14 protein-coding genes are annotated in these 15,043 nt (G+C 74.8%); 6 read left to right on the top strand and 8 right to left on the bottom strand.

Going from position 1 to position 15,043, the window contains the following annotated elements:
* Positions 1-15: 15 nt before the first annotated feature.
* Both KSNIM_RS12050 and KSNIM_RS12045 read right to left on the bottom strand, forming a co-directional pair.
* A complete protein-coding gene (locus KSNIM_RS12050) occupies positions 16-1,968 on the bottom strand; it encodes a phosphocholine-specific phospholipase C (RefSeq protein ID WP_263103239.1) in 1,953 nt (650 codons plus the stop codon).
* An 11-nt stretch (positions 1,969-1,979) separates the two neighbouring features.
* Positions 1,980-3,386: an endonuclease/exonuclease/phosphatase family protein gene (locus tag KSNIM_RS12045; RefSeq protein WP_263103238.1), complete on the bottom strand. Its 1,407-nt coding sequence runs from the start codon at positions 3,384-3,386 to the stop codon at positions 1,980-1,982.
* Between the two features lie 195 nt (positions 3,387-3,581).
* On the opposite strand from KSNIM_RS12045, the gene KSNIM_RS12040 reads away from it, so the two are divergent.
* Positions 3,582-4,697, top strand: a complete 1,116-nt coding sequence (locus KSNIM_RS12040) for a hypothetical protein (protein ID WP_263103237.1) — start codon at positions 3,582-3,584, stop codon at positions 4,695-4,697.
* On the opposite strand, the gene KSNIM_RS12035 is transcribed toward KSNIM_RS12040, so the two are convergent.
* From KSNIM_RS12035 to KSNIM_RS12010, 6 genes are all read right to left on the bottom strand, one after another.
* Positions 4,675-4,995 carry a DMT family transporter gene (locus KSNIM_RS12035; RefSeq protein WP_263103236.1) on the bottom strand — a complete coding sequence of 107 codons (321 nt, stop codon included), beginning with the start codon at positions 4,993-4,995 and terminating at the stop codon, positions 4,675-4,677. The two genes, KSNIM_RS12040 and KSNIM_RS12035, sit on opposite strands and share 23 nt — an antisense overlap.
* Positions 4,995-5,660 carry an HAD family hydrolase gene (locus KSNIM_RS12030; protein ID WP_263103235.1) on the bottom strand — a complete coding sequence of 222 codons (666 nt, stop codon included), beginning with the start codon at positions 5,658-5,660 and terminating at the stop codon, positions 4,995-4,997. Before KSNIM_RS12030 ends, KSNIM_RS12035 begins: the two co-directional genes overlap by 1 nt.
* A gap of 98 nt (positions 5,661-5,758) precedes the next feature.
* On the bottom strand, positions 5,759-6,841 hold the full coding sequence (locus KSNIM_RS12025; RefSeq protein WP_263103234.1) for an ABC transporter ATP-binding protein: 1,083 nt from the start codon (positions 6,839-6,841) through the stop codon (positions 5,759-5,761).
* A gap of 14 nt (positions 6,842-6,855) precedes the next feature.
* Complete coding sequence (locus KSNIM_RS12020; RefSeq protein ID WP_263103233.1) at positions 6,856-7,701, bottom strand: ABC transporter permease subunit; 846 nt, start codon at positions 7,699-7,701, stop codon at positions 6,856-6,858.
* On the bottom strand, positions 7,689-8,645 hold the full coding sequence (locus KSNIM_RS12015; protein WP_263103232.1) for an ABC transporter permease: 957 nt from the start codon (positions 8,643-8,645) through the stop codon (positions 7,689-7,691). Before KSNIM_RS12015 ends, KSNIM_RS12020 begins: the two co-directional genes overlap by 13 nt.
* An 8-nt stretch (positions 8,646-8,653) precedes the next feature.
* Positions 8,654-9,829, bottom strand: coding sequence for an ABC transporter substrate-binding protein (locus KSNIM_RS12010; RefSeq protein WP_263103231.1), 1,176 nt, complete (start codon positions 9,827-9,829; stop codon positions 8,654-8,656).
* A gap of 269 nt (positions 9,830-10,098) precedes the next feature.
* Between KSNIM_RS12010 and KSNIM_RS12005 the strand changes: the two genes are divergently transcribed.
* The 5 genes from KSNIM_RS12005 to KSNIM_RS11985 all read left to right on the top strand — a co-directional run bounded on the left by KSNIM_RS12005 (position 10,099) and on the right by KSNIM_RS11985 (position 14,771).
* Positions 10,099-10,866 carry a GntR family transcriptional regulator gene (locus tag KSNIM_RS12005; protein WP_263103230.1) on the top strand — a complete coding sequence of 256 codons (768 nt, stop codon included), beginning with the start codon at positions 10,099-10,101 and terminating at the stop codon, positions 10,864-10,866.
* A 277-nt stretch (positions 10,867-11,143) separates the two neighbouring features.
* Complete coding sequence (locus KSNIM_RS12000; protein ID WP_263103229.1) at positions 11,144-12,364, top strand: hypothetical protein; 1,221 nt, start codon at positions 11,144-11,146, stop codon at positions 12,362-12,364.
* Positions 12,365-12,397: 33 nt separating this feature from the next.
* Positions 12,398-12,790, top strand: coding sequence for a hypothetical protein (locus tag KSNIM_RS11995; RefSeq protein ID WP_263103228.1), 393 nt, complete (start codon positions 12,398-12,400; stop codon positions 12,788-12,790).
* Positions 12,791-12,840: 50 nt separating this feature from the next.
* On the top strand, positions 12,841-13,932 hold the full coding sequence (locus KSNIM_RS11990; RefSeq protein WP_263103227.1) for an amidohydrolase family protein: 1,092 nt from the start codon (positions 12,841-12,843) through the stop codon (positions 13,930-13,932).
* A 161-nt stretch (positions 13,933-14,093) separates the two neighbouring features.
* Positions 14,094-14,771, top strand: coding sequence for a uracil-DNA glycosylase (locus KSNIM_RS11985; RefSeq protein WP_263103226.1), 678 nt, complete (start codon positions 14,094-14,096; stop codon positions 14,769-14,771).
* Positions 14,772-15,043 lie beyond the last annotated feature (272 nt).

Raw genomic sequence — 15,043 nt, 5'->3', positions numbered from 1 at the left:
CCGCAGGGCGGGACGTCAGTGCAGGGTGCCCGCGTACCGGCGCAGGAAGCGGGTGCCGGTGCCGGCGGTCACCACCACGTCGTAGCGGCCCTGGTCGAGCGGCCAGTCCACGGTGGCGGCGGAGCCGGGGGCGACCCAGACCGTCCGGGCGGTGCCGGCGAAGTCGTTCGGCGTCAGCGTGAAGGAGCACTCGGTGCGGCCTTCGTTGGCCAGCCGCAGCGTGATGCTGCCGGTGCCCGGGGTGGCTGTGACCGACGGCACGGCGACGTCGTCCTGCGGGGCGCGCACCACGGTGCCCGCGAAGCGGCGGACGAAGCCGTCCGGGCCGTGCACGGTGAAGTCGTAGCGGCCGTCGGTGGACGCGGCGTCCCAGGTGTACGTGCGGCTCGCGCCGGCGGGGACGGTGTACGGGGTGCCGGCGAACGGCAGCAGGATGTTCGGGTAGACGGTGTACGGGAAGGCCACCGCACCGGAGTTGGCCAGGGTGCAGGTGATCGCGCCGGTGCCGCGGTCAACCGCGGCGTCCGCCCACGGCCGGTACGGCAGCTTCCGGTGCGGGCGGCCGCCAGGCTCCTGGGCGGGCATCGCCTGTGCCCCGGTGGCGGGCAGCTTGACCGCGGGCAGCTTGGCGCCGGCGTCCGCCTTGGCCATCAGGGCGACGGTGTCGGGCAGCGCGGGGATGCTGAAGTCCGGTGCGGTGAAATCGAGGCAGCTGGTGAGGTCGCCGCAGACGGACCGCCGCCACGCGGAGATGTTCGGCTCCTGGACGCCGGTCACCAGCTCCAGGAAGCGCAGCACCGACGTGTGGTCGAAGACCTGCGAGTTCACCCAGCCGCCGCGCGACCAGGGCGAGGCCACCCAGAGCGGCACCCGGTTGCCCAGGCCGATCGCCCGGCCCTGGGTGTACTCCTCCGGGGTGCCCGGCTCCGGGGTGGGCGGGACGACGTGGTCGAAGTAGCCGTCGTTCTCGTCGTACATCACCAGGAAGACGGTGTGCTGCCAGACCGCCGGGTTCGACATCAGCGACTGCAGTGCGGTGTTGACCCAGTGCGCGCCGTAGTCCGGGCTGGCGCTGGGGTGTTCGCAGAACAGGTAGGGCGCGACCAGCCAGGAGACGGTCGGCAGGGTGCCGTCCTTGCAGTGCTGGTCGAAGGCGGTGAGGTCCCACTTCGTCATCGCGTTGACGTACCGCGGGTCGGTGGCGGGGAAGGTGTGGAACTGCTTGAAGTAGGAGAGCGCGTTGTCGTCGTAGTCGCCGGTGCGGTCGTCCTTGCTCGGGTTGTGGTAGACCCGCCAGCTCACCCCGGCGGTCTGCAGCCGCTCGGCGTAGGTCGTCCAGTCCGCGACGGGGTTGTCGGTGACGGGGGTGTTGTCGATCCACGGGCCGGTGGTGCCGTCCCGGCCCGGGCCGGCGGTGCCCGTCCACAGGTAGAGCCGGTTGGGGTCGGTCGGGCCGGCCATCGAGCAGAAGTACGCGTCGCAGAGCGTGAAGGCGTCGGCCAGCGCGTACTGGTAGGGGAGGTCCTCGCGGGTGAAGTAGCCCATGGCGCGCTCGCCCTTGGCGGCGATCCACTTGTTCATCGCGCCGCCGTTGATGGCCTGGTGGCCGGTCGCCCAGTCGTGCGCGAGGCCGCCGGCGTTCTGCGCGTTGTACGTGGTGGTGTCCATCCGGAACGGCAGCATCACGCCGCCGTCGCTGCGGCCCGCGTCCGGCTGGCGGAAGACGTCGGTGCCGTCCGGGAACTGCAGCGCCTGCTTGTCGGCGAAGCCTCGGACACCGTTCAGGGTGCCGAAGTAGTGGTCGAAGGAGCGGTTCTCCTGCATGAGGATCACCACGTGCTGCACATCGGCGATCGAACCGGTCGCAGCGGCGGCCCGGGCGGCCGTGGCGGGCAGGCCGACGGCGGCGGCCGCGCCGGTGGCCGCCGTCGCGGCGACGAAGCTGCGGCGGCTGAGCTGGGGGGTCATGGCACGGCCTCTCAGAGGGTGAAGGTGGCGACGGCGGCGGCGGTGTCGCTCGGCCAGCCGTTGGCGGCGGCGTTCGGCTCGGCCTGCGGCCAGCCGGTGGCGAGGGTGTGCGCCTCGACGAGGGTCAGCGCGCCCGCGAACTGGACCTGGTCGATCCGGTCCTGCGGCTCCGGCCTGCTGCCGCGCACCGTCCGGGTCGGCGACCAGGTGTTGCCGGGGGAGGCGACCGGGTCCGGGTGCGCGCTGCGGTAGGCGTCGGTGAGACCGGCGTCCCGCAGGGCGGTGGTGACCGGCCAGGCGAGCGCCGGACGGCCGCCCTGGCCCGTCCAGTCCAGGTGCGAGGGCGAGGCGAGGCCGGCGGCGAGCACCACCCGCTGCCCGGCGGCGATGTCGGCCTGCACGGCGGCGGCCAGCGCGGCGGCCTGCCTGCCGCGGGTCGAGGCGGCCTCGGCGGCCTGCACCTGGGCGGCGGTCTGCCCGTCCTGGATCGCGTACGGGCCGTAGTTCGCCTCGTCGAGGTGCGCGGCCCAGAAGCGGACGGTACGGCCGCCCGGCAGCTGCACGGTGGCGCCGGCGGCGGGCAGCGAGGCGGTCGGCGCGGTGACCGCGGCGAGCGGCCAGCGGCTGAGGATGCCCACGCTGCCGGAGCTCTGGTACGCGTACCAGCCGAGTGCGGTCGCCAGGGTCCGGGCGGCGGTGCCGGCGGTCTCCTGCAGGGCGACCACGTCCAGGCCCTGGGTGAGGACGGCGGCCAGCTGCTTCTCGACCGCGTCGGTGAACGCCGCGCCGGCGTTCGCCAGGTTCCAGGTCGCGGCCTTGAGGGTGAGCGGGCCGGCCGGGTCGCGGACCGGGATCTGCACGGTCACCGTGTCGGTGGCGCCCGCCGGGTCCTTGATACCGACGGTGACCAGCGCGGGGTGCGCCTGCGCGGCCGGCGCGGTGCCGCTCACCGTGCCGTCGGCCGCCACCGACAGCCAGGAGTCGCCGGAGACCTTGCGGTACACGGCGGTGCCGGTGCCCTTCACCCACAGGCCGGCCAGCTTCACCGAGACCGTGGCGCCGGGCGCCGACTGCGCGGTCGTCAGGGCGTCCACCACCGCGTGCGGCCGCGGCGCCGCAGGCTTCGGACGGAAGGTGAACGGGGCGGTCTGCGCCAGGATGCCGTAGCCGTCCTTGGCCAACAGGTAAGCGGTGTACGGGCCGCCGGTCAGCGCCGAGGTGTCCAACTGGACGTCCCCGGCGCCGCCCGGTGTGTACTTCCACAGCAGCGAGGACCCGTTGCCGGGCTGCCGGGTGCCGTCGTAGATCCCCACCCAGTTCTTCGGGTCCGGGGAGCCGGTCGTCCAGTGGAAGGTGATCCGGTCGCCCTCGGTCGGGTTCGCCGGCGTCGCGATGACGAGCGTCGAGCCTGTCGCCACGGAAGTCCTGTCCGCCGCACCGCCCTTGGTGCAGCTGGTTCGAGTTGGCTGAACAACTCGGACCATTGACCCGGCCCCCGGCGGCCCCTGCGTGAACGCGACATGACGTGCCGTCGGGCGAACCGCGAACCCTGCGCCGAACCGGCGGGTCACAAGGCGCCGCCGACTGTCCGACCCGTGCGGGAGGCTGACGCCATGACGGTGCTCGGATGGTTCTACGGCACGCTGCTGCCGCTGTGGTTCGCGGTCTTCGGCCCGCTGGTCGGCCTCCTTCTCTGCGGCGAGACGGTGCTGCTGCGAGGTCGGGGCAGACGGCTGCTGTTCCGGCCGGGCGCGGGCCGCTCCGGGGCGGCGGCCCGAAGGGCGAAGGCCAGGTGCGCAGGAGTGAACCGGGATCATCTGCCGGCCGCGGTGCGCGGCCCGAGCACGGTGCTGGAGGAACGGCTGGCCGGCTGGTGGGCCGTGGAGCGTCGCAGCGAGGTCGAGCGCGTGTGGGTGGCCGTCGTCGCGCTGCTGCCCCTCGCCGCCGCGCTGGTCGCCTGGTACGCGCTGGGACCGACCCGGCTCGTCCTCTTCGTGGTTGTCCTCCCCGCCTTCTGCCTGCTGGGAATGTGCCTCGCGCTGCTCCGGCTCGACCGCATCGCCGTCGGACGCCGCTACAGCCGTGAGTTCGTGGACTTCGCCGTCACCATGGCGCTGCTGGCCTGTGCGGAGGACCTGGCGGCGGCGACCCGCGGGACACGGGCGGCACTCGACGAGGCCGTCGGCCGGGTGGCGGAGGCACTCGACCGGGACGCCCGGTACGGGGTCTCGCTCCGTGCCGGGATGCGGCAGAAGCTGGTCGCCGAGGCGGGAGCGGCTGCGGCCGCGCTGGACGCAGCACTGGAGGACCTGCTGCAGGGGCGGTCGGACGCGGCCGGGACGGCCGCGGAGCTCGAGCGGATCCGGGCCGTGTCCGAGGTGTGCCCGTTGGCCCTTTCTCCGGGGCAGGCAGGCCCCGCGCCGGTGGTCGCCGGTTCACGTCCCGGGGTGCGGGCGCTGGCCGTCGTCGCCGCCCTGCTGGTCGGCCTGGGCATCCTGCTGGCGGCGGGCCGGGCCGGGATCGATGCCGACATGCTGGCGCTGATCGCCCCTGTCGTCCTGCTGGCCACCCAGGTCCCCGGGATGCTCCTGGGGTACGCCCCGCCGGTCGGGCCGTCCGCGCCGGCCGGTCCCACCGCGTCTCTTGTCGGTCCGGCCGAGGTGCCGTCACCGCGGGAGGCCGCGCCGCCGCCCGCCCGCGCCGACGTCAGTGGCCGCCGCGGAGGTTGATGACGACGACGCCCGCGATGACCAGGGCTATGCCCAGCCACTGGAGGCGGCCCAGGGGTTCGGCGAAGAAGGTGGCGCCGATCGCGGCGACGGCGGCGGTGCCGGCGCCGGACCAGACGGCGTACGCCACGGACACGGGGATGTGCTTCAGGGCGCGGCCGAGCAGCAGGAAGGAGAGCACGTAGCCCAGGGCCACCCCGATGCTCGGCCACAACCGGCTGAAGCCGTCGGTGAGTTTGAGCAGGCTGGTGGCGCAGACCTCGCTGGCGATGGCGAGTGCGAGCAGCAGGTACGGCATCAGGCCGGCCGGGCGGCGGCGAGGGCGTGCAGCAGGGCCACGTCCGCGTCTTCGAGGCTGTCGAGGAGGGTGATCCGGCCGTGCGCCGCGATCGGGACGGTGGACGGCACGGCGAGCACCGCGCAGCCCGCCGCGGCGGCGGAGGCGACCCCGGCCGGGCTGTCCTCGACGGCGATGCAGGCGGCCGGGTCGAGACCCAGGCGGGCGGCGGCGGCGAGGTACGGGTCCGGGTCGGGCTTGGTGCGTTCGGTGTCCTCGGCGGCGAGGGTGGTGGTGAACCAGCGGTCGCCGATGGCGCCCAGCACCAGGTCGACGACGCGCCGCGGCGAGGCGGAGACCAGCGCGGTGGGCACCTCGGCGGTGCGCAGGGCGGCGAGCAGGTCGAGGGCGCCCGGCCGCGGGACGACCTCGGCGGCGACCTTGCCGGCGAACGACCGGTTGAGCTGCTCGACGAGCTCCGCCTCGGCCCGGTCCGTGCCGCTCGCCCGGTGCAGGTGGGCGGCGGTGTGCTCGGCGGCCCGGCCGAGCACCTCGGGCAGGTCGTCCTCGGTCAGGGCGAGGCCGAGTGCCGCCGCGGTCTCGGCGGCGGCCTGCCACCAGAGCGGTTCGGTGTCGACGAGCGTGCCGTCCATGTCGAACAGGACGGCGGCGGGGGTGTGGGGCATGGGTGCACCTTACGCAAGGCGGCCACCCCGGGACGTTACAGGGCGTCCGGGGTGACCGCAGGGACCAGCGGGGTCGGGACCGGGGCTTCGGACGAGCCCTACCGGCGGCGGTCGACGAGGACGGCGCGGTCGGGCAGGACGAGGTGGGCGCGGCTGCCGGGCGGCAGGGCGGCGGCCGCCTCGGTGGCCAGGTCGGCCTTGACCTCGGTGCCGTCGGTGAGCCGGACGGTGAGCCGGGTGACCGCGCCGAGGAAGGAGGCGCCGGTGACCTGGGCGGGGCCGTCCGCGTCTGGGCGCAGCACGACGTTCTCCGGCCGGACGAGGACCTCCAGCGGCCCGTCCGCGGGCAGCGTGCCGTCGACCGGGTACGTCCGCCCGAGCAGGGCGACGCCGGCGCCGGCGCGCTCGCAGGGGATGCGGCTCATAGTGCCGACGAACTCGGCCACGAAGGCGGTGGCCGGGCGGGCGTACAGCTCGGCGGGTGCCGCGCACTGCTCCAGGCGGCCGGCCCGCAGCACCGCGACCCGGTCGGCCATCGAGAGCGCCTCCTCCTGGTCGTGGGTCACGAACAGGGTGGTGATGCCGAGTTCGCGCTGCAGGCGGCGGATCTCCTCGCGCAGGGTGAGCCGGACCTTCGCGTCCAGGGCGGACAGCGGCTCGTCCAGCAGCAGCACGCGCGGCTCGAGGGCGAGGGCGCGGGCGAGTGCGATCCGCTGCTGCTGGCCGCCGGAGAGCTGGTGCGGGTAGCGGCCGGCGTGCTGCGGCAGGCCGACGAGTTCCAGCAGTTCCTGGGCGCGGGCGCGGCGTTCGGCCTTGGCGGTGCCGCGCATCCGCATCCCGAAGGCGACGTTGTCGAGCGCGGTCAGGTGCGGGAAGAGGCTGTACGACTGGAAGACCATGCCGGCGTCGCGGCGGTGCGCCGGGATGCCGGTGACGGGCTGCCCGTCGACGAGGACGTCGCCGGCGTCGTGGGTCTCGAAGCCGGCCAGGATGCGCAGCGCGGTGGTCTTGCCGCAGCCGGACGGGCCGAGCAGGGCGAGGAGTTCGCCGGGGCGGACGTCCAGGTCGAGGCCGTCCAGGGCGGTGGTGGCGCCGAACGAGCGGCGCAGAGCGCGGAATTCGACGGTGGCACCGCCCGCGGCGGTCGCGGCGGGCAGGGTGTGCGGGGCGGCGGTGCTCATGCGGGGTCTCCGGGTCAGGAACGGGCGGGTGCGGGACGGCGCTCGCGGCCTGCGGCGGCGAGCAGGAGCAGCAGCACCCAGGTGATCAGCAGGCTCAGCACGGACACCGCGACGGACATCTGGCCCTGGCTGTTGCCCACCGAGTACACCCAGACCGCGAAGGGCTGGTAGCCGAGGATGGAGGCGGCGGTGAACTCGCCGAGCACCAGGGCCAGGGTGAGGAAGGCGGCGTTCAGCAGGGCGCCGCGCAGGTTCGGCAGGACGACGGTGACGACGGCGCGCGGCCAGCTCGCGCCGCAGCTGCGGGCGGCCTCGACCAGGGTGCGGACGTCGACGGCGCGCAGGCCCGCGTCCAGGGCGCGGTAGGCGAGCGGCAGCGACATCAGCACGTAGGCGATCACCAGGACGAGCGGGAACTCGGGCTGCTGGACGAAGACGATCGTCTGGAAGAACGGCGTGTCCATCAGGTGGTCGGGGCCCCAGCGCAGCACGCCGATGAGTCCGGCGGTGAAGGCGACCGGCGGCACCACCAGAGGCAGGGTGCAGACCACTTCGAGCACGGCGCGCATCCGGGCGGTGCCCAGCCGCGCGGCGATCAGTGCCGGGACGAGCAGCACCAGCAGCACCACCACGGTGGCGGCGGCGAGTTCGAGGGTGAGCAGCAGGGCGTCGGTGAAGCCGGGCGCGCTCAGCAGGCCGGTGTAGGCGTCGAACTGCACGCCGCCGTTGGGGTCGTCGACCGAGAACCACACGGAGGCGGCCATCGGGACGAGGAAGTACAGGCCGGCGACGAGCAGCACGGCACCGCGCCACGGGCGCGGGCGCCGGCCGCTGCCGGCCGTCGGGGTCAGCTGAGCCATCGGGCGCTCCGGCGCTGGAGGGGCAGGTAGACGGCCATCACCAGCACGGCGACGACGATCATGTCGAGGCTGAGGGCGAGGGCGAGGTTGCCCTGGCCGACCAGGACGTTGCCGGAGAGCGCGTCGGCGATCGACCGGCTGATCAGGGGCACCGTCGCGCCGACCATCGCGGCGGCGGTGGCGTAGGCGGCGAAGGCGCTGCCGAACAGCAGCACGTAGCCGCCGAGCAGCGAGGGCAGCAGGATCGGCAGGGCGACGTGCCGCCAGTACTGCAGGGTGGTGGCCCGGTTGTTGGCGGCGGCCTCGCGCCACTGCCGGCGCAGCCCGTCCAGGGCCGGGGTGATGGTGAGGACCATCAGCGGCACCAGGAAGTACAGGTAGGCGATGGTCAGGCCGGTGAAGCCGTAGAGCGTCCAGCCGTGGTCGGTGAGGTGGAACAACTTGGTGACCTCGCCGGCGTTGCCGAGGGTGGCGACGAAGGCGAAGGCCAGCGGCAGCCCGCCGAAGTTGGCGAGCACGCCGGAGGCGGTCAGCACCGCCTCGCGGACGGCCCGGAAGCGGGAGGTCACCACGGCCTGGGCCAGCGGGAGGCCGACCACGGTGCCGATCAGGGCGGTGAGCGCGGAGAGCTTGACGCTGCTCAGCAGGGCCGTCCAGTAGGCGCCCTGCACCGAGTCGGTGACGTTGGCGGTGGTGAACGAGCCGGCGCCGGCCTCGGCGTCGGAGGAGAGCGTGAACGCGCCGGTGGCGATGGCGATCGCGGGCAGGCCGAAGCCGATCGCGAAGAACGCCAGCAGCGGCAGTGCGGCCAGCCAGGATCCGCCGCGCAGGCGGCGGGCCCGGGTGGCGGGCGGGGGAGTCGCGGGCCCGGCGGCCACGGCGCCCGGGCCGCCGCTGGGGTCAGCGGCGGCCGGGGCCGGCACCGGGGTGGGAGCCGTGGTCATGGTGTCGATCAGCCCGCGATCGCCTTGGTCCAGTTCTCGGTCACGACCTTCTTCGCGGCCGTGATCTGGTCCTGGGTCGGGAAGGTGGTGAAGGGCTTCTCGACGGTCGGCAGCTTGGCGGCCGCGGCGGTGTCGAGGGTGCCGTCCTTCTTCATGGCGTCGAACAGCGCCGGGGTGGCGTAGCCGCCCAGGTAGAGGTTCTGGCCCTCGGCGCTGAACAGGTACTCCTGCCACAGGCGGGCGGCCGCCGGGTGCGGGGCGAACTTGTTGACGCCCTGGTTGTAGTACTGGGCGTAGGAGCCGTCCGAGGGGACGGAGACCTGCCAGTCGATGCCCTTGCCCTTGAACTCGTCGGTGTAGCCGGCGTTCAGGTAGGACCAGTCGATCGAGATCGGGGTCTCGCCCTTCTCGACGGTGGCCGGGGTGGACTCGACCGGGTTGAAGTTGCCGGACTGCTTCAGCTTGGCGAAGAAGTCGATGCCGGGCTGGATGTTGTCCAGCGAGCCGCCGTTGGCGAGCGCCGCCGCGTACACGCCGCCGAAGGCCGAACCCGACTTGGTGGGGTTGCCGTTCAGCGCGACCTTGCCCTTGTACTCGGGCTTCAGCAGGTCGGCGAAGGTCTTCGGGCAGGTGCCGACGCGCTTGGCGTCGCAGCCGATCGAGATGTAGCCGCCGTAGTCGTTGACCCGCAGGCCGGCCGGGTCCTTCATGGTGTCGGCGATCTTGTCGAAGCCGGCGACCTTGTACGGGGCGAGCAGGCCGTCCTTGGCGGCCTGCAGGGCGAAGGCGCTGCCCAGGTCGACCACGTCGGGGGCGCGGTCCTGGCCCTTGCGGGAGGTGATCGCGTTGATCTCGTCCTGGCTGGAGCCGTCCGGGTTCTCCTCCTCGACGGCGATGCCGTACTTGGCCTTGAAGCCCTCGAGGATCTTGCCGTAGTTCGCCCAGTCGTGGGGCAGCGTGATGACGTGCAGCTTCCCCTCCTTCTTGGCGGCGGCGACCAGGGCGTCCATGCCGCCGAGGTCGGCGGCGGAGGCGGCGTCCTTGGCGGCCTTGGCGCCCGCCGCGGGCTTGCCGGCGTCGCCGGAGGCCGCGGAGGAGCCCGCGGAGCCGCAGGCGGACAGGGAGAGCGCTGCGGCGGTCAGCACGGCCGCGAGGGCGGCGGCACGGGCGCGGTGCACGGTCACGGATGGTTCTCCAGGGTGAGGGGCGCTGCTGCGGGGTTCGCTTCGGGAGGCGCCGGTCGGTCGGGCCAAGTTGGCCAGCCAACTTTCGGCGACGCCGGTAAGTACGCCGGAGGGCGGTGACGGGAAGGTGAACGGACGCCCCAGGGCAGGGGGCGGCTGCGGGAACGGTGGAGACCGGCCCGCCGATCGGTGATCGAAAACGGTTACAGTCGGTGCCGTCCGCCGCGTGCCGAATGCGCCGGACACCTGCCAGGAAGGACCACACCGCCGTGCCAGCAGACCCGGACCGCGCAACCGGCGCCCTCTACCGCACGGTGGCCGCCGACCTCCGCGAGGCGATCACCGCCGGCCGCTACGGCGAGGCCGGCCGCCTCCCCGCCGAGGGCGCCCTCGCCGAGCGGTACGGCGTCTCCCGCGGCACCGTCCGGCAGGCCCTCGCCCTGCTGCGCGCCGACGGCCTCGTCACCTCCCGCCGCGGCACCCGCCGCGTGGTGCTCGGCACCGCCCGTGTGCAGAGCTTCTCCGAACTGCTCAGTTTCACCCACTGGGCCCGCTCCATGGGCGAGGAACCCGGCGGCCGGCTGGAGTCGCTCGTCCGCCGCCCGGCCGACGCCACCGAGTGCGAACTGCTCCGCCTGGAGCCGGGCACCGAGGTGTACGTGACTCTCCGTCTGCGCACCCTCTCCGGCACCCCGGTGATGGTCGAACGGACGGTGTACCCGCCGCGGGTCGGCGAGATCGTCGCCGAACTCCCCGCCGACGCCGTCTCGCACACCGAGCCGCTGCGCGAGCACGGCATCCTCTTCACCGACGCCGACCACACCATCGACGTGGTCGCCGCCAACACCGAGGACGCCCGTCTGCTCGGCTGCCGCCGCGGCAGCCCCCTCCTCCGCGAGAAGCGCCGCACCACCGACCCCACCGGCACCCCCGTCGAGTGGTCCCAGGACCGCTACCTGCCCGGCACGGTCGCCTTCTCCATCCACAACTCCCTGGCCTCCTCGGCCCTCTCCCGCCACGCCCGCGACGGCGACTGACCGGGGCGGCGACCGACCGGGACGGCGACTGACCGGGGCGACCGACCCGGACGACCGACCGGGGCGGTGACCGGGACGACCGACCGGGACGACCGACCGGGACGGCGCCGTCCGCGGTCGGCCGGGCGTGCGAAGGCCGGGTTGAAACCTCGTCAGGTGTCACCCGATCGGGTCGAGTGTGCGGCGACTCGGGTGCCGCGGCTCGCCCGGGCGGCCGTGGGTTGGTGCACTCGTGCTGCACGGTCCGCCGGGGCCGCTGCGCGAGGGAGGGGGCCCCATGGCACGGACCGGACCGACCGGGCGGGTGGACCGGCTGCTCCGCCGGGCGGCCACGCTGGCGCTCGCCTGCGCTGCGGCCACCGCGGCGGCCCCGCCCGTCCCGGTCGCCGACCCGGACGGCCGGGTCGACCGCGCCGTCCCCGGGGCGGTTGCGGTCGCCGGCTGGCACGCCGTCCGGCTGCCGCCCGCCGCGCGCAACCAGGAGCTCCGCTCGGTCGCCGCGCTCGGGCCCGGTGCGGCGTGGGCGGTCGGCTACGAGGAGAGCGAAGCCGGCGGTGCCCCGCTGGTCGAGCGGTACGACGGCCGGGTGTGGCGCCGGCTGCGGGTGCCCGGTCACCGCGGCGCGGGCAGCCTGGAGGCCGTCCTGCCGTTCGGGCCGGGCGACGTCTGGGCCGTCGGCAGCCGCAGCGACCCGCCGGCCGGCGAGGATCGCGGTCTCGCCCTGCACTGGGACGGCCGCGCGTGGCGCGAGGTCCCGCTGCCCGCCGACCCCGCCGACCGGTCCGTCCACCCGCTGGCCCTCGCCGCCGCCGGCCCGAACGACCTGTGGGCGGTCGGGGCCACCGCACAGGACCGCACCACCGCCCCCCGCCCGCTGGCCCTGCACTGGGACGGCTCGGCCTGGCACACCGTCCCCACCCCGGGAACGGAGGGCGACGCCCTGCTGCTCGGCGCGGCCGCCGACCGCGCGGGCGGCCTCTGGGCCGTCGGCGTCGCCTACGACCCGGACGGTACCGGCCGGCCGCTCACCGAACACTGGGACGGCCGTGGCTGGCGCATCGTCGACGCCCCCGGCGAGGACGACCGCAGCACCACCCTGGAGTCGGTCGCCGCGCTCGCCCCCGACGACGTCTGGGCGGTCGGCTCCAGCACCGACGAGGACGGCCCCGCCCGGCCGTACCTGCTGCACTGGGACGGCCGCGACTGGCGGCCCGCCGACCCGCCCGCCGACGCCGAGGGCCAGCTCCACGCGGTGGCCGCCGCCCCCGACGGCACCCTCTGGGCGGCCGGCGAGCAGCCCGGCGCCGCCGTTCCCGCCCTCACCCTCCGGTACCGCGACGGCGCCTGGACGCGACAGCCGGCGGACCCGGCCGCCGCCGGCGCCTCCTTCTTCTCGGTCGCCGCCGTCCCCGGCACCGGCACGCTCTGGGCCGTCGGCTCCACCCAGCCGCAGCTCCAGGACGTCTGGCACCCGGTCGTCGAGTCGTACACCCCGTGACGGCGGGCCGGGCCGCCGTGGCACAGTGATCGGATGCTGCTGCCCCCCGAGAACGCCCACTTCGTCACGGGCCCGGTGCCCCCGCTGCTGCTGCTCGGCGCGGCGCCCGTCCACACCGGGCTGCCCGCGCTGGCCGACGGCCCCGACGGGGCCATGCCGGTCTGCGTGGGGTGGACGCTGGTGCCGAGCCTCGTCATGTGCGTGGTCGACGGGCCGGGCGGGGCCGGCTGCGTGATCCCCACGCTCACCGCACCCGGCGATCCGGAGGAGGCCGCGCACATCGACGCCTGGTGTGCCGCGGTCGAGGAGGCGGGTGGAGCCGTGGTGGTCTCCCTCGACGCGATGCCGGAGCAGGTGGACTGGGCCGAGGTGTTCGGCGGCGACACCGCCCGGGGCGGGTTCGTCCCGCTCGCGGCGCTCGCCTGACACCTGATTCCCCGCCCTGGCCGCGGCGGCCCGTCGGTAGAGTGCGGGACATGAGCGACGGTGCGGTGCTGCACATCAAGGGGCGGGTGCTGGTCGGGCCCGAGGACGTCCGGGACGAGCTGTGGGTGGTGGACGGGCGGGTCAGCTTCGACCGTCCCGCGCACGCCGCCGACGTCCGGACGGTCACCGGCTGGGCGATGCCGGGCCTGGTCGACGCGCACTGCCACGTCGGACTGGACGCGCACGGCGCCGTCGACGAGGCCACCAGCGAGAAGCAGGCGCTCACCGACCGGGACGCCGGCACCCTGCTGATCCGCGACGCGGGCTCGGCCGCCGACACCCGCTGGATCGACGACCGCGAGGACCTGCCGCGGATCGTCCGGGCCGGCCGGCACATCGCCCGCACCCGCCGCTACATCCGCAACTACGCGCACGAGATCGAGCCCGGCGACCTGGCTGCGTTCGTCCGGCACGAGGCCCGCCGCGGCGACGGCTGGGTCAAGCTGGTCGGCGACTGGATCGACCGCGAGGAGGGCGACCTCACCGCCTGCTGGCCCGGGGACGCACTGCGCGAGGCGATCGCCGCCGCGCACGAGGAGGGCGCCCGGGTCACCGCGCACTGCTTCGCCGCCGCGTCGCTGCCGGACCTGGTGGCGGCCGGCATCGACTGCATCGAGCACGCGACCGGGCTGACCGAGGAGTTGATCCCGCAGTTCGCCGAGCGCGGGGTGGCCATCGTGCCGACCCTGGTGAACATCGCCACCTTCCCGAAGCTGGCGGCGGGCGGCGAGCAGAAGTTCCCGGCCTGGTCGGCGCACATGCGCCGGCTGCACGAGCGCCGGTACGACACGGTGGGTGCCGCGCACGACGCGGGCATCCCGATCTACGTCGGCACCGACGCGGGCGGCTCGCTCGCGCACGGCCTGGTGGCCGAGGAGGTGGCCGAGCTGGTGAAGGCCGGTCTGTCGGCCGCCGAGGCGCTGTCGGCGGCGAGTTGGGCGGCCCGCGAGTGGCTGGGCCGGGACGGCCTGACCGAGGGTGCGCCGGCCGACCTGGTGGTGTACGCGGAGGACCCGCGGGCGGACGTCCGGGTGCTCGCCGATCCGCAGGCGGTGGTGCTGCGCGGCCGTGTGGTGGCCTGAGCGGCGTGGCCTGAGCGGCTGGCCTGAGCGGCGCGGCCTGAGCTGCTCCGCCCGAGCTGCGCCGCCTGCGCTGCCCGGGCGTCGCGGTCGGCGAGTACGGGCACCGGCCGGACGTCAAGCTCCCCGACGGCGTGTCGGCGGGGGCCGCTAGGGTGATCACCATGGCACCCCGTCCCCTGCACGAGATCGTCGAACCAGGCTGGGCCCGCGCCCTGGAGCCCGTCGCGCCGCGCGTCGCCGCCATGGGCGACTTCCTGCGCGCCGAACTGGCCGCCGGCCGCACCTACCTGCCCTCCGGCCCGAACGTGCTGCGCGCCTTTCAGCAGCCGTTCGACCAGGTACGGGTCCTGATCGTCGGTCAGGACCCGTACCCGACCCCGGGCCACGCGGTGGGCCTCAGCTTCTCCGTGGCGCCGGACGTCCGGCCGATCCCGGCCAGCCTGGTGAACATCTACCGCGAGTACGGGACGGACCTCGGCTTCCCGCCGCCGTCCAACGGCGATCTCACTCCGTGGACGCAGCAGGGTGTGCTGCTGCTCAACCGTGTGCTCACGGTGGCGCCGCGGACGCCCAACGCGCACAAGGGCAGGGGCTGGGAGGAGGTGACCGAGCAGGCGATCCGGTCGCTGGCCGCCCGCGGCGGGCCGCTGGTGGCGATCCTCTGGGGCTCGGCCGCCCGGAACCTCCGCCCGCTGCTCGGCGGGATCCCGGCGATCGAGTCGGCGCACCCCAGCCCGATGTCCGCGGACCGCGGCTTCTTCGGCTCCCGCCCGTTCAGCCGGGCCAACGAGCAGCTGGTCCGGCAGGGTGCGCAGCCGGTGGACTGGCGTCTGGTGTAACGGAGTCGGCGTCAGTTTCGGGCGCCGCAGCCCGCGCCCGTCAGGCTGCGGCGTCAACCTCACCCGAAGGAGTGAACTGACACTCCGTGGTGCTCGGGTGACGCGCGGTTCGAGTGAGACTGAGTGTCAGTCCAGAGAGCACGAGCCCCTTCCCCCGGACCGGTGCGCGCCCCGTGTCGTCCGCGCCCGCGCGGGGGCGACGTCTCCGCGCCCCGCGCGGGGTGACGTCGGTGGCGCGCTTCTCCTCGTCCACGTGTGGGGGTCACTCCGTC

The organism is Kitasatospora sp. DSM 101779, assembly GCF_025655475.1.
Lineage (GTDB): Bacteria > Actinomycetota > Actinomycetes > Streptomycetales > Streptomycetaceae > Kitasatospora.
Note: the sequence above shows the minus strand (reverse complement) of the source record. Positions and strands in the feature narration are given on the sequence as shown.

Excerpts from the sequence above, each read along its gene's own strand:
- KSNIM_RS12050 (WP_263103239.1), bottom strand. The coding sequence starts at position 1,968 with ATGACCCCCCAGCTCAGCCGCCGCAGCTTCGTCGCCGCGACGGCGGCC.
- KSNIM_RS12040 (WP_263103237.1), top strand. The coding sequence starts at position 3,582 with ATGACGGTGCTCGGATGGTTCTACGGCACGCTGCTGCCGCTGTGGTTC.
- KSNIM_RS12035 (WP_263103236.1), bottom strand. The coding sequence starts at position 4,995 with ATGCCGTACCTGCTGCTCGCACTCGCCATCGCCAGCGAGGTCTGCGCC.
- KSNIM_RS12030 (WP_263103235.1), bottom strand. The coding sequence starts at position 5,660 with ATGCCCCACACCCCCGCCGCCGTCCTGTTCGACATGGACGGCACGCTC.
- KSNIM_RS12025 (WP_263103234.1), bottom strand. The coding sequence starts at position 6,841 with ATGAGCACCGCCGCCCCGCACACCCTGCCCGCCGCGACCGCCGCGGGC.
- KSNIM_RS12020 (WP_263103233.1), bottom strand. The coding sequence starts at position 7,701 with ATGGCTCAGCTGACCCCGACGGCCGGCAGCGGCCGGCGCCCGCGCCCG.
- KSNIM_RS12015 (WP_263103232.1), bottom strand. The coding sequence starts at position 8,645 with ATGACCACGGCTCCCACCCCGGTGCCGGCCCCGGCCGCCGCTGACCCC.
- KSNIM_RS12000 (WP_263103229.1), top strand. The coding sequence starts at position 11,144 with ATGGCACGGACCGGACCGACCGGGCGGGTGGACCGGCTGCTCCGCCGG.
- KSNIM_RS11995 (WP_263103228.1), top strand. The coding sequence starts at position 12,398 with ATGCTGCTGCCCCCCGAGAACGCCCACTTCGTCACGGGCCCGGTGCCC.
- KSNIM_RS11990 (WP_263103227.1), top strand. The coding sequence starts at position 12,841 with ATGAGCGACGGTGCGGTGCTGCACATCAAGGGGCGGGTGCTGGTCGGG.
- KSNIM_RS11985 (WP_263103226.1), top strand. The coding sequence starts at position 14,094 with ATGGCACCCCGTCCCCTGCACGAGATCGTCGAACCAGGCTGGGCCCGC.